Origin of the sequence: Kineothrix sp. MB12-C1 (assembly GCF_030863805.1) — a bacterium.
Lineage (GTDB): Bacteria > Bacillota > Clostridia > Lachnospirales > Lachnospiraceae > Kineothrix.
Genome location: NZ_CP132957.1, coordinates 3,145,083 through 3,167,996 on the forward strand (window position 1 = coordinate 3,145,083; position 22,914 = coordinate 3,167,996).

18 protein-coding genes are annotated in these 22,914 nt (G+C 41.2%); 13 read left to right on the forward strand and 5 right to left on the reverse strand.

Translation table 11 applies throughout. The annotated features are described in order from the left end of the window. Positions 1-277 precede the first annotated feature (277 nt). The 9 genes from RBB56_RS14365 to RBB56_RS14405 all read left to right on the forward strand — a co-directional run bounded on the left by RBB56_RS14365 (position 278) and on the right by RBB56_RS14405 (position 13,431). Complete coding sequence (locus tag RBB56_RS14365; RefSeq protein WP_306719653.1) at positions 278-1,072, forward strand: PHP-associated domain-containing protein; 795 nt, start codon at positions 278-280, stop codon at positions 1,070-1,072. Then, the gene (locus tag RBB56_RS14370; protein WP_306719654.1) at positions 1,072-2,202 is read left to right on the forward strand and encodes an exonuclease SbcCD subunit D; all 1,131 of its coding nucleotides are present in this window, start codon (positions 1,072-1,074) and stop codon (positions 2,200-2,202) included. The genes RBB56_RS14365 and RBB56_RS14370 overlap by 1 nt, the downstream gene beginning before the upstream one ends. Further along, positions 2,199-4,820, forward strand: a complete 2,622-nt coding sequence (locus RBB56_RS14375) for an AAA family ATPase (protein ID WP_306719655.1) — start codon at positions 2,199-2,201, stop codon at positions 4,818-4,820. The genes RBB56_RS14370 and RBB56_RS14375 overlap by 4 nt, the downstream gene beginning before the upstream one ends. Before the next feature lie 54 nt (positions 4,821-4,874). Then, a complete protein-coding gene (locus tag RBB56_RS14380) occupies positions 4,875-6,278 on the forward strand; it encodes an NAD(P)/FAD-dependent oxidoreductase (protein WP_306719656.1) in 1,404 nt (467 codons plus the stop codon). Between the two features lie 3 nt (positions 6,279-6,281). Beyond that, positions 6,282-7,391: a peptidylprolyl isomerase gene (locus tag RBB56_RS14385; RefSeq protein WP_306719657.1), complete on the forward strand. Its 1,110-nt coding sequence runs from the start codon at positions 6,282-6,284 to the stop codon at positions 7,389-7,391. A 195-nt stretch (positions 7,392-7,586) separates the two neighbouring features. After that, positions 7,587-9,644: a molecular chaperone HtpG gene (htpG, locus tag RBB56_RS14390; RefSeq protein ID WP_306719658.1), complete on the forward strand. Its 2,058-nt coding sequence runs from the start codon at positions 7,587-7,589 to the stop codon at positions 9,642-9,644. Between the two features lie 538 nt (positions 9,645-10,182). Then, positions 10,183-10,323, forward strand: coding sequence for a hypothetical protein (locus RBB56_RS14395; RefSeq protein WP_306719659.1), 141 nt, complete (start codon positions 10,183-10,185; stop codon positions 10,321-10,323). Between the two features lie 160 nt (positions 10,324-10,483). Further along, the gene (locus RBB56_RS14400; RefSeq protein WP_306719660.1) at positions 10,484-11,788 is read left to right on the forward strand and encodes an MFS transporter; all 1,305 of its coding nucleotides are present in this window, start codon (positions 10,484-10,486) and stop codon (positions 11,786-11,788) included. Positions 11,789-11,952: 164 nt separating this feature from the next. Continuing rightward, complete coding sequence (locus RBB56_RS14405; RefSeq protein ID WP_331525868.1) at positions 11,953-13,431, forward strand: protein adenylyltransferase SelO; 1,479 nt, start codon at positions 11,953-11,955, stop codon at positions 13,429-13,431. A gap of 63 nt (positions 13,432-13,494) precedes the next feature. Here the strand turns inward: RBB56_RS14405 and RBB56_RS14410 are convergent, their stop codons facing one another. Continuing rightward, the gene (locus RBB56_RS14410; protein WP_306719661.1) at positions 13,495-14,238 is read right to left on the reverse strand and encodes a MerR family transcriptional regulator; all 744 of its coding nucleotides are present in this window, start codon (positions 14,236-14,238) and stop codon (positions 13,495-13,497) included. Positions 14,239-14,504: 266 nt separating this feature from the next. On the opposite strand from RBB56_RS14410, the gene RBB56_RS14415 reads away from it, so the two are divergent. Beyond that, the gene (locus RBB56_RS14415) at positions 14,505-14,720 is read left to right on the forward strand and encodes a helix-turn-helix transcriptional regulator (RefSeq protein WP_306722168.1); all 216 of its coding nucleotides are present in this window, start codon (positions 14,505-14,507) and stop codon (positions 14,718-14,720) included. Continuing rightward, positions 14,707-15,150, forward strand: coding sequence for a hypothetical protein (locus RBB56_RS14420; protein WP_306719662.1), 444 nt, complete (start codon positions 14,707-14,709; stop codon positions 15,148-15,150). Before RBB56_RS14415 ends, RBB56_RS14420 begins: the two co-directional genes overlap by 14 nt. A gap of 148 nt (positions 15,151-15,298) precedes the next feature. Here the strand turns inward: RBB56_RS14420 and RBB56_RS14425 are convergent, their stop codons facing one another. Beyond that, entirely contained in the window at positions 15,299-16,564 is a 1,266-nt protein-coding gene (locus RBB56_RS14425) for a peptidoglycan-binding protein (RefSeq protein WP_306719663.1), read from the reverse strand. A gap of 256 nt (positions 16,565-16,820) precedes the next feature. Here RBB56_RS14425 and RBB56_RS14430 point away from each other — a divergent pair, with 256 nt between their 5' ends. Then, complete coding sequence (locus RBB56_RS14430; protein WP_306719664.1) at positions 16,821-17,057, forward strand: hypothetical protein; 237 nt, start codon at positions 16,821-16,823, stop codon at positions 17,055-17,057. A gap of 79 nt (positions 17,058-17,136) precedes the next feature. Here the strand turns inward: RBB56_RS14430 and RBB56_RS14435 are convergent, their stop codons facing one another. Genes RBB56_RS14435 through RBB56_RS14445 form a run of 3 tightly spaced genes read right to left on the reverse strand, consistent with a single transcriptional unit; the run spans position 17,137 to position 19,042 of the window. Then, a complete protein-coding gene (locus RBB56_RS14435; RefSeq protein ID WP_306719665.1) occupies positions 17,137-17,979 on the reverse strand; it encodes a hypothetical protein in 843 nt (280 codons plus the stop codon). After that, positions 17,973-18,671, reverse strand: coding sequence for an ABC transporter ATP-binding protein (locus tag RBB56_RS14440; RefSeq protein WP_306719666.1), 699 nt, complete (start codon positions 18,669-18,671; stop codon positions 17,973-17,975). Before RBB56_RS14440 ends, RBB56_RS14435 begins: the two co-directional genes overlap by 7 nt. 2 nt (positions 18,672-18,673) lie before the next feature. Next, on the reverse strand, positions 18,674-19,042 hold the full coding sequence (locus RBB56_RS14445; protein ID WP_306722169.1) for a GntR family transcriptional regulator: 369 nt from the start codon (positions 19,040-19,042) through the stop codon (positions 18,674-18,676). A 257-nt stretch (positions 19,043-19,299) separates the two neighbouring features. On the opposite strand from RBB56_RS14445, the gene RBB56_RS14450 reads away from it, so the two are divergent. Next, on the forward strand, positions 19,300-22,899 hold the full coding sequence (locus RBB56_RS14450) for a DUF5717 family protein (RefSeq protein ID WP_306719667.1): 3,600 nt from the start codon (positions 19,300-19,302) through the stop codon (positions 22,897-22,899). Positions 22,900-22,914 lie beyond the last annotated feature (15 nt).

A 22,914-nucleotide genomic window follows, 5' to 3' on the forward strand; every position in this document is an offset into this window, starting at 1 on the left:
GTGTAATATGAGCATATGGTCCTTTTTGAGATAATGTTCAGGATGGTGTAATAGGGAATATTGGTGAGAGGAATCGTGGAATAGGGTGTGCGGGAAAGGGAAAAATATGGTATGCTTATAAGGAACTGTGAGAGTACCGGACAGTTATGAACCGTGTATAAAAGCAGGGAATAAGGGATAATGAGTAGGTATATGTAATAATGGGAATGAAGTATAGAGGAGTAAAAAATAGAATGTATGCGGGATAAAAGATAGAATGGAGAAACAGGAGGAGAAAATGAAAATGAATGATAAGAAGATAGATAAGAAGATAGATAAAAAGCTAGAGCTGAAGAAGGAGTATCCCTATCTTTACGAGACGCATTTGCATACGTCTCAAAGCAGTGCTTGTGCCCGCAGTTCAGGGGCGGAGATGGCGAAGGCTTGTAAAGAGGCCGGCTATACGGGTATTATCGTGACGGATCATAACTGGGGAGGTAATTCGGCGATTGGCCGGGGTAAGCCGTGGAAGGAATGGGTAAATGAATTTGCCAAGGGATATGAGGATGCGAAGCGCGTTGGAGATCAGATAGGTCTGGATGTTTTCTTCGGATATGAGGCAGGATTTGATGGGACTGAGTTCTTAATTTACGGACTGGATAAAGAGTACATGATTGGCCATCCGCAGTTGCGTGATGCATCGGTGGAGGAGCAGTATGCTCTTGTGCAAGAGGCGAAAGGAATGGTAATTCATGCTCATCCATTTCGCGAAGAATTCTATATTCCGCAGATAAGGCTATATCCTGAATATGTGGATGCTGTGGAGGGAATTAATGCTACCCATTCCAATAAGAGAAGTATGTCGCATAGAAATCCGGCCTTCGATGAAAGCGCGATTGCCTATGCCAGGAAGCATAATCTTCCTATCAGTGCCGGTTCGGATATTCATACGACGACGTTACTTGGAGCGGGTGTGGCTTTCAAACGCCGGTTGACAGATATTTATGATTTTATAGAAGCGATGCGTTCGGGAGAGGATTATATTCTTACGAATGGGGATACATGGTTTAAGAAAAATGGGGAGCTATATTGATGAAATTTCTTCATACGGGCGATTTGCATATTGGGAAGACGGTGAATGATTTTTCCATGTTGGAGGAACAGCGGTCTATATTGCAGCAAATCATTGAGATTTGTAGTAAAGAGAAGGTGGATGCGGCGGTGCTTGCCGGGGATATTTACGATAGGGCGATTCCGCCGTCAGAGGCAGTAACACTTCTGGATGAATTTCTTACACAGATGGTAAAGCTTAAGATTCCGGTGCTTCTCATCAGTGGCAATCACGATTCTCCCGAGAGGGTGGGATTTGCAGAAGAAATCCTGCAGGAAAAAGGAATCCATATAGCGGGTGTCTATAAAGGGGAACTGAAAAAGGTAGTTTTGACCGATGAATACGGCGAAGTTACCTTTGCTTTATTACCCTTTATTAAGCCGGCACTTGTAGGAGTTAAGACGAGTGGAGAGGCAGTGGAAAGAATTTTGGAGAAAGAAAAGTATGGAGAGGACGCCAGACGTGTGCTTGTCACTCATTTTTTCGTGACGAACGGAGGCAAAGAGCCGGAGACTTCCGAGGGGGAGACGATGATACATGTGGGAGGTCTCGATAATGTAGAGGCTACCCTTTTCGACGATTTCGATTACGTAGCCCTCGGTCATATTCATAAAAGGCAGAGAATAGGAGAAAAGCAAGTCTATTATGCAGGTGCGCCTCTTGCTTACTCCTTTTCAGAGGCTGGCAAGAGTAAAAGTGTGAACTTGGTGGAATTGGGGCGAAAGGGACAGGTGACAGTGACGGAAGTTCCCCTACATCCAATACATGAAATGCGTAAGATAAAAGGGAAACTGGAAGAGCTTATGGCAAAGGAAGTTGTGGAAGCAGCGGATCGCTTTGATTATATCCAGGCTCAGCTTACCGATGAGGAAGAGTTAATCGACCCTATCGGAACATTGCGAAGCGTTTATCCGAATATTATGCAGATTGTGCTTATGAAAAATGAAGCGATAGGGAATATAGAATATGAAAGCAAGGCGGCGGAAAAAAGAAAGAGCATCCCGGAGCTTTTCACCGGATTTTATGAGGTGATTCGCGGAGAAGGGCCGGATGAGGAACGTATGGAAATCATCGAGGCTACTGCCAGGGAAGTAAGGGAGGTGGAATTGTGAAGCCCAAGATTTTGATACTTTCCGGATGGGGACCGTATAAAGATAAAGTAGAAGTAGATTTCACCCGATTGGATGAAAGAGGTCTTTTTCTTATTGCCGGCCCTACCGGTGCGGGAAAAACTACCTTATTCGACGCGATCACTTATGCGTTGTATGGTGCGATGAGCGGAGAACTAAGAGAAAAGAGCAGTGTACGCAGTGATTTTGCAGATGCGGATACGGCAACTTTCGTAGAGCTGATCATGCAGCACGGCGGTAAAGAATATCGTATCGTGCGTAATCCTGAGTATTTAAGGCCGAAGAAAAGGCAGAGCAAAACGGGGGATTATACGAAAGAGAAAGAAAATGCGGTATTGTATCTGCCGGATGGAAGTATAATCCAGGGAAGCAGTGAAGTGAACCGTAAGATACAGGATGTTCTTGTACTAGATTATAGGCAATATAAACAAATTTCCATGATAGCTCAGGGGGAATTCGCAAGGCTATTAGCGGCATCTCCTGCGGAAAAAACGAAGATTTTCAGAGAGATATTTTCCACCGCTATCTATGACAGATTTGCGGGAATTCTACGGACGCGTTCCGGAGAATTGTACAAGCAGGTGATGGAATACAAGCATCGAATGGAAGAGGATATCCATATGCTGCGTGTCGGGGAAGCCAAGGAGAATGAAGCGCTTTCCCAGCTTATAGCAGGTGAAGATTATTTCTACGAGAAGATATTGGAGCAGTTGAAGGAATCGGAGCATGAACATAAGAAATCGCTGACAGTAGCACAGAAGCAATACGGGAAGCTGGAGGAAGCCGCGGTAAAGCTGACGGAAGAGATCAGTGCTTCGGAACAAGTGAATGATAAGTTACATAGGCTCACGAGGGAAATGGAAGTCGCTCGCCTGTTAAGGGAACGGAAACCGGAAATAGAAGCGAAGAAGGTGCAGCTGAAAGGAATAAAAGCAGCAGCATCCCTTAGCGGTGATTATGTACAGAGTGAAAATGAAAAGAAGCAGCTCCGGCTTTTGGTGCAGAGGCAAAAGGAGGCGGAAGAAGAGCTAAAAGTGCTGGAAGCAAGAAGGCACGAGCTTTTACCTGTTTATAAAAGCCGTGAAAAGATAATAGCAGCTTATGAATGCCGGAAACTTTGCATTGAGAAAGAAAGGTTTCTGAAGGAAATCGGTCAACAGCGGATTCAAAAGGAAGAAGAGCTTCGCAAGCTGCAAAAAGAATACTTGGAAAAAGAAGAGTTAACTTCAAAGGCAAAGGAAGTTTACGAGATGGCAGATCTGGCTTACAAACGAGCTGCGGTGGGCATCGCTGCCAGATTATTACAGGAAGGTGAACCATGTCCTGTCTGTGGTTCTTGTGAGCATCCGAAGGTGGCACAGGTATCCGATGATGTTCCGGAAGAAGAGAAACTGAATCGACTAAGGGATAATTACCATGTGGCGAACAGAGTATTGATGGAGATACACGGAAAGGCATCCGCATGTAAAGGGGAGCTGCAAGGAAGGATCGATCGGGAAAAAGAGGCGAGAAATCAACTGGAAGATCATAACCGGGCATTACAAGCGTTCGGGGAAGAAATTCATTCTGTAATGAACCATATGGTGCAGACAGAATATGAAAATCTGGTAATGATGTATGAGAAACTGCAGACAAGAGAAGAGGAGAAGAAAGAAGTGCTGAAACGGACATCCGGAGAAATCCTCTTGCAGGAAAGCAGCAAAGAGGAAGCGGAAGCTCTGTTTGAACAGAAGTATCGGGAAGCAGGTTTCTCCGATATCGACATGTTTGAAGAAAGTCTGTCGAATAAGGGACGGATAGAACCTTTGGAAAAAGAAATAGAGGATTATGATAGAAAGATTCATGCTTCCGAGAATCTGATTGAGCATCTGAAAGAAGAAACAAAGGGACAATCGGAAATTGATATTTCAAAGCTTAAGGAACAATGGGAGTTAAAGAGACAGGAACGACAAGAAATGATTGTGATGCAGAATAAGTGGAATCACCGTCTGCATGAGGTGGAAAAGATAAGAAAATCTTTAACAGACAAATTATCACATCTGCAAAAGTTGAATAAGGAATACGGTATCGTTAAAGATCTAGATAACATGGCATCCGGCAACAATCCGAAGCGTCTCGTATTCGAGCAGTATGTGCTTGCCGGATATTTCGAAGAGATATTACGGGCCGCGAATATCAGGCTTGCCAAGATGACAAATGGGCGGTTCGAGCTTTCCCGCGTGGAGGAAGTGAGCGACGGCAGAACGAAGGATAATCTGGAAATTCAAGTCCTCGATTACTATACAGGGAAACACCGTTCGGTGAAGACCTTGTCCGGAGGTGAGTCTTTCAAAGCTTCTTTGGCTCTTGCTCTTGGTATGAGCGATGTGATTCAAAGCTATAGCGGCGGCATCCGGGTGGAAACACTGTTTATCGATGAGGGCTTCGGTTCTTTGGATAGTGAATCTTTAGATCAGGCATGTCAGACGCTTATGTCATTGGTGGAAAAGGATCGCCTGATCGGGATTATTTCTCATGTTCCGGAGCTGGCGGAGAAAATAGAAAAGCAAATAATTATCACAAAAACAAACATAGGCAGTAGCATAAAGAGTGTGGTATAATGTCAAAGGATATTTTTCAAGAATAACTGATGATAGAAAGAGAGAGGTATGCAAATGGAAAAAAACTACGATGTGATCATCATAGGGGCAGGTCCGGGGGGAATCTTCTGCGCTTATGAACTAATGGATAAAAATAAGAATTTGAAAGTATTAATGGTAGAAAAAGGACGCTCTATCGAGAAACGCAATTGTCCGAAGCGTGTTACGAAACAGTGCGTTGGCTGTAAACCCTGCTCTATTACGACGGGATTTGCAGGGGCGGGAGCATTTTCTGATGGAAAACTTTCCTTGTCTCCCGATGTAGGCGGAAATCTTCCTGCTATTTTGGGTTATGAAGAAACACTTCATCTGATTGAAGAATCGGATAAGGTGTATTTGAAGTTCGGTGCGGATGAGAACGTATATGGTGTGGATAAGGAAAAGGAAATCCGTGAAATCAGAAGAAAAGCGATCAATGCGAATTTGAAATTGGTGGAATGTCCGATTCGTCATCTGGGAACGGAGGAAGGCTATAAGATTTATGGCAAGTTGCAGCATCACCTGGAAGCCGAGGGAGTCGATTTGATGTTCAATACGATGGTAGAGCAGATATTGCTTGAAGACGGCAAGGCAGCCGGAATCGTAACGAGCAAGGGTGATACCTTCTATGCGAAGGAAATCGTCTCTGCAGTAGGCCGTGAGGGTGCGGACTGGTTCAAGGATAAATGTGATGAAATCGGAATCGAGACAACTCCTGGGACGGTAGATATCGGTGTTCGTGTAGAGGTTCGTGATGAGGTAATGCAATTTTTGAATGAAAACCTATACGAAGCCAAGCTCGTTTTATTTACACCGACCTTCGATGATAAGGTAAGAACCTTCTGTACAAATCCTTCGGGCGAAGTAGCGACAGAGTATTATGAAGGCGGACTGGCAGTAGTAAACGGCCATGCATATAAATCGAAGGAATATAAGACCAACAACACGAACTTTGCAATTCTGGTATCGAAGAATTTTACAAAGCCGTTTAAAACTCCCATTGAATATGGAAAACAGATTGCGCAGCTTTCTAACATGCTCTGCGGCGGCAGAATTATGGTACAGACCTTTGGCGATTTTAAAAGGGGCAGAAGAACGACGGAAGAAAGACTTTGCAGAAATAACTTGATTCCAACACTTAAGGATGCTGTTCCGGGCGATTTATCCCTCGTATTCCCTCACAGAATTATGGTGGATATTCAGGAGATGCTGGAAGCGCTCGATAAGGTAACGCCGGGAATTGCTTCGGATGAAACCCTGCTTTACGGCGTAGAAGTGAAGTTCTACTCCAACAAGGTCGTAGTGGACAAGGACTTTGAGACGAGCGTAAAAGGACTTCGCGCCATTGGCGACGGAGCAGGTGTAACGAGAGGTCTGCAACAGGCTTCCGCAAACGGAATTAGTGTAGCGAGAAGCATATTGAAGGGAATGGAACGATAAGGCGTGTTGAAAAGCAGTAAAAAAGATTGGAAAAGCTGTGGAAACGGCGGAACGATTGAAAAATTTAAGAGATTGGCAGCGAGCCTGCTTCTTATCGGTCTTATGGGATTTCTTGCGGCATGCGGAAATAAGGATGAGAATGGCACGAAGGTGGTGCTGACCACCGGCTTTGGGAAAGATGAAATATTCCGAATAGAGACAATATCCTGTAAGCTGCCGGAGATTATGATATATTTGACTAATTCGCAGAATCAGTACGAAGGAGTATTTGGCGAACAGATATGGGATGCTGATATCGAAGGTATTACACTGGAACAAAATGTGAAAGATACTGCCCTTGCACGCATTGCTCAGATTAAGACGATGAATTTATTGGCGCAGCAGTACGGCGTGGAGTTGTCGGAGCAGGAGATGGAACTTGCGAAGGAAGCAGCAGGTACTTATTACAATTCTTTAAATGAAGCGGAAAAGGAACAACTCGGAGTTGCCGAGGAAACGATTCTCTCCTTATATAGTGAATATAGGCTGGCAAATAAGGTGTATAGCTATATTATTAAGGATATCAATCCGGAAATCAGTGACGATGAAGCGAGGACCATTACCGTACAGCATGTTTTGATTAAGACATATACGCTGGATGGTACAGGAGCGAAGGTGGAATATAGCGAGAATGCCAGGGCGAATGCCTATGAACAGGCTCGTAAGGTTCTTTCTCTTGCCAAGGATGGAGATGATTTCGAAGAACTCATTGAAAAGTACAGCGAGGATAATAAGGGGACTTATTCCTTCGGTAAGGGAGATATGGAGAAGAATTTCGAGGATGCGGCATTTAATCTGGAAAAAGGAGAAATCAGCGGCATTGTAGAAACGGAATACGGATACCATATTATTAAATGTATTAACACCTTCAACCGGGAAGAGACCGACGCCAATAAGGTGAAAATTGTAGAAGAGCGGAAAAAAGAGGTATTCGGTCAAGAGTATGATACTTTTGTGAGTACCTTAACAAGAAATTTGAACGAAAACCTATGGGATAGTGTCACTTTTATTCACGATCCTGAAGTGAAAACCTCCGATTTCTTCGACATATACGGCCAGTATTTTAAAGAATAATTAAAAATATTCTAATTTATAAAAATTTTAGAAATGCTGAAGAACGCATAAATACGGAAGAAAAGCGAAGTTATTAGCACTCATTTTGAATGAGTGCTAATTTGCTCTTGACTTTTCTCTATAGGGGAATTAAAATTTCATTATGTGAGGGTACTGAACATATACGAACAAAATTAGAAAAGGAAGTGAATTTTTATGGCAGCAAAACACGGTAGTTTATCAATTAACAGCGATAATATTTTCCCTATTATTAAGAAGTGGCTGTATTCGGATCATGATATTTTTATAAGGGAATTGATTTCTAACGGATGTGACGCGATTACGAAGCTTAAGAAGTTGGAAATGATGGGAGAATGTACTTTACCTGCAGATTATAAGGCGAAGATACAAGTTTTGGTAAACCCGGAAGAAAAGACATTAAAATTTATTGACAACGGTATAGGAATGACAGCGGATGAAGTGGAAGAATATATTAATCAAATCGCTTTTTCCGGTGCTACGGACTTTTTTGAAAAATACAAGGATAAGACGAATGAAGATCAGATTATCGGTCATTTTGGTCTTGGTTTTTATTCCGCTTTCATGGTAGCGGATAAAGTTCATATCGATACTCTTTCCTATAAAGAGGGAGCAAAGCCTGTTCATTGGGAATGTGATGGCGGTACGGAATTCGATATGACAGAGTATGATTCCGGGGAGAGAACGAGAACAGAGGTAGGTACGGAGATTACCCTCTATATGAATGAAGACTGTCTGGAGTTTAGCAACGAATATAGGGTAAGGGAAGTTATCAAGAAATATTGTTCTTTCATGCCCACTGAAATTTACTTATCCAAGGAAAATACCACGGAAACTCAGACGATTAATGAAGATGAAAAGCTGGATACGGACACCGTTGTAGAAGAAGTTGCCAAGGAAAAAGAAGAGGATAAGCAGCAGCTTAAGATTATAAAAAGACCGGAGCTCTTAAATGAAACGAGACCTCTATGGACGAAACATCCGAATGAGTGTACGAAAGAAGAATATTTAGAGTTTTACCGAAAGGTATTCCAGGATTATAAAGAGCCTCTTTTCTGGATACATTTGAATATGGACTATCCATTTAATTTGAAGGGTATTCTTTATTTCCCTCAAATCAATACGGAATATGAGACGATGGAAGGTACTATTAAGCTATATAACAATCAGGTATTTATTGCCGATAATATCAAGGAGGTAATTCCTGAGTTCCTTCTATTGTTAAAAGGTGTAATCGATTCTCCGGATCTGCCGCTCAACGTATCCAGAAGTGCGCTGCAGAATGACGGCTTCGTTAAGAAGATTTCTGATTACATTACGAAGAAGGTTGCGGATAAGCTCTCAGGAATGTGTAAGACGGAGAAGGAAGAATACGAGAAATATTGGGATGATATTAGCCCGTTCATTAAGTTCGGCTGTCTGAAGGATGATAAGTTCTGTGAGAAAATGACCGATTATATTCTTTTCAAGGATCTGGATGGTAAATATTTGACTTTACCGGAATGCCTGGAAGTGAATAAAATTGATACAGAAAATGCTGTCGATGAGGAAGGCAATAAGGTAGAAGCTGATATCGTGGATGAATCTTCCTCAGAAGATGAATCCTCAGAGGAAGAGAAGAAAGAAAAGATTATTTATTATGTAACAAATGAAAAACAGCAAGGCCAATATATCAATATGTTCAAAGCCGCGAAAATGGATGCTGTTATTCTGACACATAATATCGATCAACCGTTTATTTCTCAATTAGAGTCCAAGAATGAAGGAATTCGTTTCCAGCGCATCGATGCGGATATTACGGATACACTTCGTGCCAAAACTTCCAAGAAGGTAGAAAAGGAAATGGAAGAGCAGGCGGAAGAAATCTCCAAGATGATGAAAAAAGCATTGAAGAAGGAATCTTTGGCTGTAAAAATTGAAAAATTAAAGAATAAAAAGGTTTCTTCTATAGTTACAATATCGGAAGAAAGCAGACGTATGCAGGATATGATGAAGATGTATTCTATGCCCGGAATGGATATGGGAATGTTCGGTCAAGAAGGAGAAACGCTTATCTTGAATGCGAACCACCCTTTGGTACAGTATGTATTGGAGAATAAAGAGGGTGATAATGTAACGATGATTTGTGAACAGCTCTATGATTTGGCGTTGCTTCAGAATGCACCGCTCGAGCCGGAAGCAATGGCGAAGTTCGTAGTAAGAAGCAATGATATTATGATGTTGCTTACAAAATAAAAAGCAGAGACAATATAATAGTAAGTACTATCTTAAAGTTTATGCAAACCTTCAAGCTGATGTAAATACATTACTCAGTTTGAAGGTTTTATTTTATGGTAAAGAGAATGGACAAGTATCTTTATATTTTGGTGTTGATTGTTTCTTGTAGTCCTTTTAAGAATTTTTTTACAACGGAGGAAACTCCGCAATCGGATACGCAGGAACAACCCACTCTTATATTACGAATTAGAATTTGTTAAAGGGACAAAGTTGCAAAGAATTGGTCACACGGTATTCTGGCGAAAAATATTATTGCTAAAAAGGATAATGTTGACAATGCTGATTATTATATCTAAACTAATAATTAGTTGAAATTAATTAAATGTTGGAATAAGAAGGACTTATGGTGGTATATTTTACAGGGAAAAGGACATTTGCAGCGGCATTCTTTCATGTGTTCGTATTATTTTTGGTAGTAAATTTGTACGACTTAATTGTCCTCGATTTAATTATTTTTTGTCATAGTAAAAAGCTAGTGATTCCAGGTGCCGAAGATATGAAAGAAGAATATCGAAATCCTATGCACCACATAATAGGCGCGTTAAAAGGCTATTCTACCGAATATATAAACTTTGCAATACATGAATTAAAGGACAGAAAAGAATTAATGTATTCATTTGAAACTGAAAGAAATTAAGTGAGCAGTGAGGGGGGTTTTTATGATTCTTGCTATTGCAGAAGCTCCATGCAAAGTCTGATATTGGACGGAAATTGTATGGAGCGGTAGTATAAAGATTGCCGTCCAAGTCAGGCTTTGCATTTTCAAACTAATAATAAAGATTTGAAGGAGCAAAGCTATGAAAAAAACAAATATATTTTCTGACCTCCGAATTTTTTTAATTCTGTGGGGTTCACAAACTGTATCCACATTGGGTACTGCTATGACTAATTTTGCACTCATTGTATGGGTGTATGGACAAAAAGAAACGGCTTCCAGTATAACATTGTTGTCCGTGTTCTCCTTTTTACCCTCGATACTATTTTGTTTTATCGCCGGTACAATTGCTGACAGATGGGATAAAAAGCGTATCATGTTGGTATGTGATTTGATTGCAGCTATTGGCACAGTAACCGTTTTGGTGCTTTATTTGACATCAACATTGCAAATATGGCATTTGTATATTATCAACTTTCTGCTTAGCTTCATGAACGCATTTCAAAGCCCTGCGTCCTATGTAGCAACAAGCTTGTTAGTGCCAAAGGAGCACTATGTGAGAGTGAGCGGACTGCATGCCCTTTCTGGTTCCATCATCACGATACTTGCTCCGGCGTTGGGGAGTGCGGTACTAGCCGTTGGTGGATTGGAAGCAGTTCTAATGATTGACCTCGCCACTTTTTCGGTTGCTTTTCTAACGCTATTATTTTTTATTAGAATCCCGGTAATCGAGAGCATGGCAAGGGAAGTAAAAGAATCATTCACCAGAAGCTGTATGGCTGGAATTAATTTTCTGCGGAACCATTCGGCTTTGCTGCGAATTATCTTGTTTTTCGCTTTTATTAATCTGATTGCAAAAATGGGCGGTTATGGTATGCTGCCTGCATTGGTGCTTGGGCGCACAGGAAACGACCAAGTTGCGCTTGGTATAGTCGAGGCTGCTGTGGGGATAGGAACGCTTGTAGGGAGTGTTTTTGTTACCTTAATGAAACCGGTGCGGAATCGGGTTCGGGTTATCTTTTTCTCCTGTGGTATATCGTTTCTTTTAGGCGATGTTGGGCAGAGCCTAACCCATACTTTACCATTGTGGATAGCGGCGGCGTTTACATCCAATGTTCCTATGGCATTTTTAAATGCTAACCTAACAGCTGTCATGCGTACCAATGTGCCAATAGAAATGCAGGGGCGCGTTTTTTCGGCAAGGGATACCATCCAGTACAGTACAATCCCAATTGGGCTGTTACTGGGCGGGATTTTAGCAGATAACATGTTTGAGCCATTTATGACAGGCGATTCACAATTGCAGCAAGTGTTATCAATCCCTTTCGGCACTGGAAAAGGCTCTGGGATAGCGGTAATCTTCTTCATCGTTGGGATGATCGGGTTTATTACAAGCTTTGTTGCTTTGAAAAATCCATTGTATCAGGGTTTAAATGAGGAATCATAAAGTGTAAGACGAGATAGCGGAACGGGCACCTTATTGTGGAGGTGTCCGTTTTCTTTAGCTGTTCTTGTCGATAATAAACTAAAAGAAATACAAATATTGAGGATAAGGTTAATTTTACCTTGATTTTTTTTGTCTTCTATGAGGATACTAAATGGAAGGATAAATTGAAAAAGGAATGGATTGAAATGAAAAAAATAAATATTGGATGGAATTTTGATAACAGTTACATTCATTTGCCGGAAAAGTTTTATTCAAAACAAGGGCCAACCCCTGTGTCCTCCCCGGAGTTGGTTATTCTGAATAAATCCCTTTCTAAATCTCTTGGATTGGACATAGATATACTGCAAAATAGCGGAATAGGGATATTAGCAGGAAATGAGGTGCCGGAAGGGACCACACCCATAGCACAAGCATATGCAGGCCATCAGTTTGGTCATTTTACGATGCTTGGAGATGGGAGAGCCTTATTGCTTGGAGAGCAGATTACATCAGATGGCAGGCGTTTTGACATCCAGCTTAAAGGGGCGGGGAGAACGCCATACTCCAGGGGAGGAGATGGAAGGGCTGCTTTAGGCCCCATGCTTCGAGAATATATTATTAGTGAAGCCCTTCATTACCTTAACATCCCCACGACCCGAAGTCTGGCAGTGATTACAACAGGGCAAAGGGTAATAAGGGAAAGGGCGCTTCCTGGTGCGATATTAACCCGTGTCGCATCCAGCCATATTCGAGTGGGCACCTTTCAATACGCTGCCGCCTATGGCAGTATGAAAGACGTGCAGCTTTTAGCCGAATATACCTTACAACGGCATTTTCCGGATATTGCATTCCATGAAAAACGATTCACCCTGTTACTAAGAGAAGTCATTAAAAAACAGGCACAATTGATTGCAAAATGGCAATTGGTTGGGTTTATTCATGGCGTAATGAATACAGATAATATGACAATAAGTGGAGAATCTATCGATTTTGGTCCCTGTGCATTTATGGATGCATATTATCCGGGAACGGTTTTTAGCTCAATTGATACGGCCGGCCGATATGCTTATGGGAATCAGCCGCAAATTGCAGCATGGAACCTCGCAAGATTTGCGGAGACCTTGTTGCCGCTTCTTCATGAGAATGAAGATAAGGCTTTAAATATAGCAAATGAGGAGATCTCGAATTTTAAAACGATTTACGCTTATCACTGGCTCAACGGTATGCGGGCAAAATTAGGATTTTTTAATGAAGAGGAAGAAGATGAGTCTATAGTAACCGAATTGCTGAATATTATGGAAAAATACAAGGCAGATTATACCAATACCTTCAGGAACTTAACCCTTGGTAAATTAGAAGGTATGGATATTTTTTCTACTGCTGAATTTTTAGATTGGAAAGAGAAGTGGGATATAAGGCGGAAGAAAGAGAACAAATCAAAAGAGGAATCCAATCAGTTGATGAGGGAAAATAATCCTGCCATAATACCACGCAATCACAGAGTTGAAGAGGCATTGGAGGCCGCTGAAAAGGGGAATTTCAGTATAATGGAAAAGCTGCTCGATGTACTTGATCATCCTTATGAGTATTCTCCACAGCAAGAAGAATTCTCCATGTTGCCCCCTGCATCTGCGTGTTCCTATAGGACGTTCTGCGGAACATAAACTAAAAACGGATTCTCATATAGAAAACCCCGCTTCTCATGAAACGGGGTTTTGAACGGTATATTATTTTTTATTCTCCGTATAGATAGCCATAGCTTCTGCCAGGAATTTAGAAAGACCTTCGCCGTATTTGTCAATATTTTTGGTAAATCGTTCGTCAGTGATGTAGAGCTGGCCTACTCCTGAGAAGGCTTCCAGAGAATATTGATAGCCAAAGTTGGCATTAAAATGATGGTACATCTCTGCTATAGCCTTTTGGGCGATAGCAGAGCCGGGCGATTCCATCCGTACCTTCGATAGGTTCATGAATAAATCGTCCATGCCTTTAGCAATAGCCTTTTGCTCCTCGTTGGATAAACCGGCTATATAGGCATTGTTTTGATCTATTTTTTCGTCACCCCACAGTCGGCGAGCCTCTTCTTCATAAGGATTGCTGGTAAAATCAAATCCGTTAAATTTTTCTTTTTCACTCATTTCAAGTTCTCCTTTCATGTTTTGAATGGACTTTTCAAGAGTTTTCAGCATGGAATCGATGCGCTTCTTTTCATGAAGCAGATATTTCTTTTGTATATCAAATGCCTTTGCTCTGTCAAAATCCGGTCTGTTCAGCAGTTCTTTGATTTTTGCAAGGGGAAAGCCGCATTCCTTGAAAAACAGTATTTGCTGCAATTTATCGATATCCTCCGCCGCATATTCGCGATAGCCGTTTTCCGGATTACGGCCCGGGCAGAGGAGCCCCATCGCATCATAATGGTGCAGTGTACGAACGCTGATTCCTGTAATTTCTGATACTTCATTGGATTTCATTGGGCATATCCCCCTTCTTGTTCAATCTATCTTTTCCTGAGGACCTCATATGTATATCATAAAGTATGACGTTGCGTAGGAGTCAATCTTTTTTTGAACTTTTTTGTAAATTTTTTTAAAAATAAAAAACTGAATTCTTTTATCGAAGAAAAAACATGGGGTGGGAAGCGGAAAAGGAAAAGGTATGTAAAGGAACCTTGACAAAAGTAAATACAATACATATAATGTATGTAAAGGTAACTTGTCAAAAGGAAGGTGATCGGATTGTGAAAAATAGAGTGGAAGAATTGAGAAAGGAACGCAAATTGAGCCAAGATGAGTTTGCAAAGGCAATAAGAGTATCAAGGCAAACTGTTAGTTCGATTGAAACGGGAAAATATAATCCGTCTTTAGAGTTAGCGTTTACCATATCTGATTTTTTTGGTAAAACAATAGAGGAGATATTTATATTTGAAAGGAGCGGGAAAAATGAAAAAAAATAATCTTTTTACTGGAATTGCCTATATGTCAATTGGTGCTTTATTCGCCATAGCCGCAGGCTTTTCGGGAACAAAATTTCAAAGTCTGCTTTGGGGATTTGCAGGGGGAGGATTTGGCGGCGGTGCTTTATTATTGTGGAAATATTTTTATTGGACTCACCCAAACAATAAAAGCAGATATAAAGAACATTTGGAGAATATATCCATTGAATTACATGATGAACGAAAAGAAAAGTTCAGGAATCAATCGGGAAGATATGCCTATATATTAGGTCTAATTACTGTCTGTATTTCAATTATGATTTTTTCAGTGTTAGATTCCTTAGGGATGGTTCAACATACGAGAGTCTTGATTTTATATTTAGGTGGATATGTGATTTTCCAATATATTGCAGGGATACTCATATTTAAGTATCTCAACAAGAAATATTAAGTCAAAGCCTATGAAAAAATTGAGCAAATCTTATCGAAATTATTTCTGTCTTTGCTCTATGGCAGCTAAGAGGGCGTAAGTAGAAAATCGCCTACGCCCTCTTAATAATTATGAGATATGGAACAGACTATAGGCACAACACACTGTTTTATGATAATTCTGCCATTCGTGTTACACCTACATAAATATTTGATATCTGATACCATGTCGGATAATCGACGATGCCCGATGGAGGTATATTGAAAATTCCCTGGAAGATTCGTACCGCATCTGCCGTCTCAGGACCATAGATTCCATCAGTAGCCACTGTTGGAAGCGCGGGATAATTTTGTGCGATGCGATTCAGTTGCTGTTGAATTTGTAGCACACTTTCACCGCTGGAGCCTACTGTCAGATTATATCCCGGCCATGAGGAGGGAACACCCGCGATGCTTTCTGCCGTATTGATATACATATCGTTGCCGAAATAGTTACGGATTATTTCAATTGCAGAATACCCTTCGTCTCCAAGATATTTGGAACCCCATTGACTCAAGCCTGCGCATTGTACTCTGGTGCCATCACAAAATGAAGTGAAAATCGGCTGTCTAACGCCAGGACGTGATAAATAATTCGCAAATACGTTGTCCACGAGATAGTCGATATTCTCGAAGATATTTCTTCCCTTCATCCATTTCTGATCGTAAGCGGTGGAAGAGGTAATCGTAAAGTTATAACCTTGATTCCGATACCATTCGGTATAAACTCTGTTAAGTGTTACCGACATAATTGCCAGAATATTCGCATAGAGCGAACTCTCAGGCCATGTGGCATAGACTTCGGAGGAAGCCACATTCTTAATATAGTCTTTGTAGCGGACATAGTAGTTAGGAGCCGAGGCATCAGAAGGCACTCCATCGTGTACGACAATGAATTCGGGGATCACCACTCTGCTAAGTACAATTTCTCCCGTTTCATCCATTGGTTTGATTTCATCTTCGGGTATTTTGGGTGGATAATCCCCGTATAAAGTATGATCAGGAATGACGATCACTTCTTCAGGTTCTCCTTCCAAAGGAACCATCTCAATTGGCTGCAGAGCCAATGTATCGGGAAGTATTTGTGTTCCTGATATTAAGATGGGTTCGTATCCTGGAGCTTCCACCTGGATATTATACTCGGAATAAGGGCGACTGCTTTCCGGCTCCAAGCTATATTCCAGTGGTGGAGCTGGTAATTCTATTTCTTCGGTTTGTCCGGACTCATTTGTATTCAATCTCTCTATAGTAGCATTTTCTGCTCCTGTATATGAAATTGAAACCGTAGCATCCCTTATCGGAACCGGACCCAGTATGGATGTCACACTGATTTTCAATCCTCCGGCATACGAACTGTCAACCCCCATCTGTGCTGAATGAAGAATATTTACAGGCATAAAAACCTCTGTACATTTGTTTATCACATTATATGCCTTTTTCTTGATTCTTGTGAATTATGGCAATGTATTTCTATCCGGCAGCCGATATTTTAATGACTCCGATACCGTGCAGCGAAGTGCATGACACAGTCTGAACAGTAACTTGACATGAAACAGTGCCCTATGGTATTGTGCCTATAGATGGATTGTTGTTCAATCCGTAGGTATCATGGGGCAAAAGTTTGCAGGCTATAGGAAAGGCATGATCATTAAGATGAAAAGAAATAAAGGAAAAGTAATGTGGATAAATAGTCTGGATAAAAGCCTAAATCAGGTGATAAAAAAGCAGCAGAAAATATGGAATGCAAAACAAAAAATCCATAAGAAAGCAGTTATAGCCCGACAAAAAAAGGTGGAGAAGAACATCGACAGGACATTAATGGCAGCTGGTACCATTGCTTGTTTTGCTGTCGTATTAATAGAAGCTATGGAAGCAAAAAAACAAAGTTAGAGTGCGGCTATGTTAAATTCTACGATAATAAAGTAAAGGATATTTAACCGATGTACCGGCTAAATATCCTTTATTTATTTTACTCCAGATTCAATTTCTTTTTCAGCATATATTCTGTGATAAAGAATAGGGCGACGCTGACAATTGCGGAGAGAACGATAGAACTGCCAAGAACAGCCTTAATGAAAGTTCCGAATGTTCCATCAGGGAAGAACACATCCACATTCGTGCTGGAGAAGACTCCGATTAGTGGGATGTTCATAATGATAGAGGTACCAAATTGTAAAATTGTATACTGTGCAATATACCAAACCACTGCGCCGGCAACCTTATGCTTGGTAAAAAGCTGTCCGAGAGAAACGGATGAATATAGCATAAGGATGGAAAGAAAGGTACCGACAATCATAGATACGATAGTCAATAACAGAAATATACCGATACTCATACCAAGCTCATTTCTGAAGAAAGGAAGAACCTGAGTACGGAAGACTTGATAGATTTCTGCCCATTCGGCAGCATCTCCAAAGCTCATAGCAGCGCAAATTAAAAGGATAATGACGCTGAAAAAAATCACAACGCTTGTAATGATAGTCCATATAGCACCCACAAACATCTTTGATAAAATAATTTCCCGCGGGGTGACAGGAAGTGTGTTGGTCAAATACCCTTCATCGCTATAGACATTCTTATAATAACGAACTGCAATATAAACAAAAATTGCAATAGAGCCTGCGAAAAGAGCGAGATAGTAAAATAAAATGGAGAGAACGAGGAGCACATTTATAAGGTCATAATCCAATTTCCATAAAGGAGATGCCATAGAAATTGCTCCGATTGCAGTTATAATAAGAAGAAAGATATTAATGGCGGCAGGAACTTTCCAGAAGGATTTCCAGTCGTATTTGAATAATTTTCCTAGCATGCAAACACCTCCCTGAAATAAGCATCTACGGAACGCCCGTATTGTTCTCTGATCTGATCTACGCTCATATGTGACAGTACCTGACCGTCTCGTATGAGGATGACTTCATCCAGAACGTTTTCGATATCCGAGATTAGATGGGTGGATAGTAAAATGCTGGCATTCTCATTGTAATTGCTTATAATTGTTTTTAAAATATAGTCTCTGGCTGCAGGGTCAACACCGGCAATCGGCTCATCCAGAATATATAGATCAGCATTTCGGCTCATAACGAGGATAAGCTGTACTTTCTCCTTTGTTCCCTTCGATAACGTTTTTAATCTTGCAGTAAATGAGATGTTCAGGGAATGCAGCATATTAAATGCGGTATCCCGATTGAAATCCGCATAGAAATCTGAGAAATACTCTACGATATCGCATACTCTCATATTCTCTTGAAGATAAGTCCTTTCCGGCAGATAGGCGATGATAGCCTTCGTTTCGATACCGGGAGCATATCCGTTAATTGATATACTTCCTGCGGTCGGTGTCAACAGTCCATTCATCATCTTAATAAGAGTAGTCTTACCGCTCCCGTTAGGTCCCAGAAGCCCTATTATCTTCCCTCTTGGTATGACGAGGCTCATATTATTCACACCGAGCGTTTTACCATAGGCCTTAGTCAAGCCTCTGATTTCAGCTAAAGTTTCCATAATTATTCCTCCCCTTGTGCTGCTTTTTCAATAAGCGTTATAATCTCTTGTCTTGAATATCCGATATCCTTCATAACTTGAAAAAAGTTCTTGATATATTCTTCGGCCAAGTAGCCCTGCGTCTGATTAATCAATTCGATATCCTCCGTTACCGTTCGTCCGCTCGTTCTCTGAGTTACGATTAAGCCATTTCGTTCTAATTCTACAAAGGCCTTCTGCATTGTATTGGGATTGACACTCGCTTCCGCCGCTAATTCTCTGACGCTTGGAAGCCTGTCGCCGGGTTGATAGCGTCCGGAGATAATCTGTGTCTGTATAATTTCGACAAGCTGTGTATAAATAGGTTTATCCGCATCTAAATTCCACGCCATGAGTTCCTTCCTTTCTTCGAGATTTGCTATATTCATTTGTACTACTGTATTACTTAATTAATACAATAGGGCAAAAGTTTCTATTTGTCAACACTTAAATTGATATTTAGTGCAGTTGCTAAAAAAGGATGCTTAATGGTATAATATTTAATCATATTATACCGCGCCGAGCAAAGCGAGTGTGCAAAAAACATACTATGGCCGCTTGTGGACAAAGTATAATTTAAAAATGGAAATACGGCATGGGGTGAAGTCATTTGAGAAAAGTAATGGATGATTTATTGGAGGGCAGGTTTAACTATGAGAAGGCGAGGGAAGCTTGGGAAATACAGGAGGGCGTCTTAGAATTTTCATCGTTAGGTCTGGAGCTTTTCTTACAAAAAGGGGAAACGCTGCAAGGGTCTTTTATCATAACGGGACCGGAAGATGGTTTTGCGGAGGGATATATCTATTCCTCCGAATTTAGAATGGAATGTTTTCAGAAAGAATTTATAGGTAAGAAAGAAGAGATTATATACCGCTTTTCCTCCGAAGGAATGGAAGAGGGAGATGTGCTGGAAGGGCAGTTCTCCATTATATCTAATTATGGTGAGTACGAGCTTCCTTACCGTGTAGAAGTTACAAGAAGCATAGTTTCTTCCAGCATGGGGGAAATTAAGAATATGTTCCATTTTGCCAACCTGGCTAAGGCGAATTGGGAAGAGGCGGTAACGGTATTTTACTCGAAGGAGTTTGAGAATATATTTATAAATGGAAATGACAGGCAGTATTACGGTGCGTATAAAGGGCTTTCGGCAGTATACGGGAACCCTCAGAATATGGAAGAATTCCTCCTTGAAATCAATAAAAAACAAGGGGTTGAATATATTCCTGAGGCGACAGAGGTCTGTATCGAGGATCCTTATGATGTGGCAGAGCACAGCTTGACGCTTGTAAGGAACGGATGGGGATATACTTCGCTTCGCATAGAGTCGGAAGGCGAATTCCTAAGAGCAGAGAAGGAGCGTATATCGGATGACGATTTCTTAGGTAATTCTTTCCGGTTGAATTATTATATCGATAGTGAGAAATTGCATGCAGGACGTAATTACGGGAGAATACATATTTTCAATTCGCATACGAGCATAGAAGTGCCGGTCACGGTAATTCACAATACAGAGCAGAAGAGAACCCTCGGACTGCGTAGAGAAAAGAAAAACATTTTACTGCAGTTGATGTACCGCTATGATGCGTTTCGCATGAAACGGATCAACTCGCGCACATGGATAAAAGAGACGGAGGACTTGGTGGACCGATTGGCATCTTTGGATGAGAAGGATTTGCAGACAAGTCTCTTTCGCATACAACTCTTGATTACTCAGGAACGCTTCAATGAAGCGGAATGGCAGTTGGAGAGAATCAAATCTATGATAGATGAAGCGGAATGTCCGCCAGAAATTTATTGTTATTATTTATATCTGACTACACTGAATGCTAAGGAGGCAGCCTATGTGGATCAGGTATCGCAGCGGGTGGAACGGATATTTTACGGCAATAGGAATAATTGGCGGATTGCATGGCTTATGCTGTATCTGTCCGAGGAATATGAGAAAAGCCCGTCCAGACGCTTTGTGATGTTGGAGGATCAATATCATAGAGGAGCAAGAAGCCCGGTATTATATGTAGAGGCCTGGCATTTGATCGAGCGCAATCCGACTCTTTTGATGAAGCTTGGGGATTTTGAGATACAGGTATTGAATTATGCGGCTAAAAGAGGAGTATTGTCGCAGGATTTAATGATACAGGTACGTTATTTAGCCCTTAAATTGAAGATATATTCGAGGACTGTCTTCTATATTCTAAGTACATGTTATGAGAAATATCCCGATAAAGAAACGCTGCAGGTCATTTGTACGCTTCTGATTAAGGGAGGTAAGACCGCACATTCCTACTTTAAATGGTATCGTCTCGGTGTGGAACAGGAACTGCGTATTACAAAGTTGTACGAGCATTACATGATGTCTTTACCGAAGGATTATGATGAGACACTCCCTAAAATAATCCTTATGTATTTCTCTTATCAAAGTGAGTTGGATTATAGGAAAAATGCTTTTTTATATGCTTATATTTATAAGCGCAGACAGGAGCAGCCGGAGCTTTATATCAGCTACTGTGAGCGGATTGAGAGATTTGTCCTCGACCAGATTCGCAATGGGCGGATCAATGAGGATTTGGCATATTTATATAAGAATACCATTTCAGCCAGAATGGTGAAAGCGGACATTGCAAAAGAGCTGGCGAAGCTTCTTTTTGTTCATCAGTTCACAATAGAGAGTAGAGATATTCGTCATGTGATTGTTCGTTATTCCATTCATAAGACGGAATACTGCTATCCGGTGAATGATAAAACCGCGTGGGTTCCCTTATATGGCAGGGATTATACTATCTTATTGGAGGACGGAGAAGGAAACCGTTATTGTAAGAGCATACCTTTTCAGATAAAGCAGATGATGTCACCCGATGGGCTGCTTCCTCTCATTACGCCCTATGTGCAGGAACACATGGGTCTTGCCATTCATATATGCGAAGGAAACGGAACCGGTATTAAAATTACGAAGGATAATGAGAAAAGGCTTCGTTATTTAGCCTCCGAGGAGAATATCGATGATCGGATGAAGAGTGAGCTCAGATTGCTATTAGTGCATCATTATTATGAAGAGGATGATATGCATATGCTGGATAGTTATTTGGAGGAACTTACGACGGATGATATGAATAAGAAGGCGCGTGGAGAAATTCTTCGGATTATGGTTGTCCGTGGGATGTATGACAGGGCATTTGCTTGGATAAGAAGCTTTGGAGTGGATGGAGTTGAGATTAAAACAATTGTCCGGCTGTGCAGCCGCCTTATCGCAAGGGATGGTCTTATGGAAGAAGAAGGGATGACATTTGCCGTTTATTATGCATTCAGTAAGGGGAAATATGATGGCAATCTACTCACTTATCTTGTGCATTTTTATAGCGATGCTATGAAACGGATGCTGGAGGTATGGAAGGCAGCTACAGCCTTTGAGGCGGAAACTTATCCGTTATGTGAGAGGATTCTTGTGCAGATGCTTTTTTCAGGTGCATATGTCGCGGACAGGATGGATATTTTCAAGGCATATGTATCCGGTGGGGCCAGAATGCCGGTGGAAAGTGCTTTTCTTTTTTACTGTGCTTACAATTATTTTGTCAGGGATAAAGAAGTGGATGAATTTATTTTTACCGATATCGTTCGTGTTTACGACAGAGGGGAAGAGTTACATAAAGTTTGTAAGCTCGCATTTTTGAAATATTATGCCGTGGACGGACGAAAGAGTAGAAATGTCTCGAAGATAAGTGCTGTTATAAAAAAATTTTTAGGCGATATGTTGGAGGAGAACATTTATTTTCCTTTTTTTCGGGAATATACGAAGGAAATGCTGATTATGCAGCAGTTTGCGGATAAGACGATGATAGAGTACAAGGTCCGGGCAGGTCATAAAGCGGTAATTCATTATATGCTGGAAAGAGGAGATCTTACGGAAAAGGAATACCGGAGAGAAGAAATGCGGGACATGTACGGTGGTATATGTGTGAAAGCTTTTGTCTTATTTTTCGGAGAAAAGCTGCAATATTATATTACAGAAGAAGGGGACGGCGAAGAGCGGCTTACGCAGCGTACTTCGATTAGTAAGAGCGATATTTTACAAGGGGAAGAGGAAGATAAGTTCGGCTTGCTTAACGATATCGTAATTGCCAGGACCCTACAGGATTATCATACTGTGGACAGTCTGTTAGAGGAGTATTATAGGAAGGAATATATGGCTTTGCAACTATTTGGTCTGCGCCGATAGAAAGGCTTTACAGGG

Bases quoted from the DNA above. Each gene is read 5' to 3' on its own strand.
- RBB56_RS14365 (WP_306719653.1), top strand. From the start codon at position 278: ATGAAAATGAATGATAAGAAGATAGATAAGAAGATAGATAAAAAGCTA.
- RBB56_RS14370 (WP_306719654.1), top strand. From the start codon at position 1,072: ATGAAATTTCTTCATACGGGCGATTTGCATATTGGGAAGACGGTGAAT.
- RBB56_RS14380 (WP_306719656.1), top strand. From the start codon at position 4,875: ATGGAAAAAAACTACGATGTGATCATCATAGGGGCAGGTCCGGGGGGA.
- htpG (WP_306719658.1), top strand. From the start codon at position 7,587: ATGGCAGCAAAACACGGTAGTTTATCAATTAACAGCGATAATATTTTC.
- RBB56_RS14395 (WP_306719659.1), top strand. From the start codon at position 10,183: ATGAAAGAAGAATATCGAAATCCTATGCACCACATAATAGGCGCGTTA.
- RBB56_RS14400 (WP_306719660.1), top strand. From the start codon at position 10,484: ATGAAAAAAACAAATATATTTTCTGACCTCCGAATTTTTTTAATTCTG.
- RBB56_RS14410 (WP_306719661.1), bottom strand. From the start codon at position 14,238: ATGAAATCCAATGAAGTATCAGAAATTACAGGAATCAGCGTTCGTACA.
- RBB56_RS14420 (WP_306719662.1), top strand. From the start codon at position 14,707: ATGAAAAAAAATAATCTTTTTACTGGAATTGCCTATATGTCAATTGGT.
- RBB56_RS14425 (WP_306719663.1), bottom strand. From the start codon at position 16,564: ATGCCTGTAAATATTCTTCATTCAGCACAGATGGGGGTTGACAGTTCG.
- RBB56_RS14430 (WP_306719664.1), top strand. From the start codon at position 16,821: ATGAAAAGAAATAAAGGAAAAGTAATGTGGATAAATAGTCTGGATAAA.
- RBB56_RS14435 (WP_306719665.1), bottom strand. From the start codon at position 17,979: ATGCTAGGAAAATTATTCAAATACGACTGGAAATCCTTCTGGAAAGTT.
- RBB56_RS14440 (WP_306719666.1), bottom strand. From the start codon at position 18,671: ATGGAAACTTTAGCTGAAATCAGAGGCTTGACTAAGGCCTATGGTAAA.
- RBB56_RS14445 (WP_306722169.1), bottom strand. From the start codon at position 19,042: ATGGCGTGGAATTTAGATGCGGATAAACCTATTTATACACAGCTTGTC.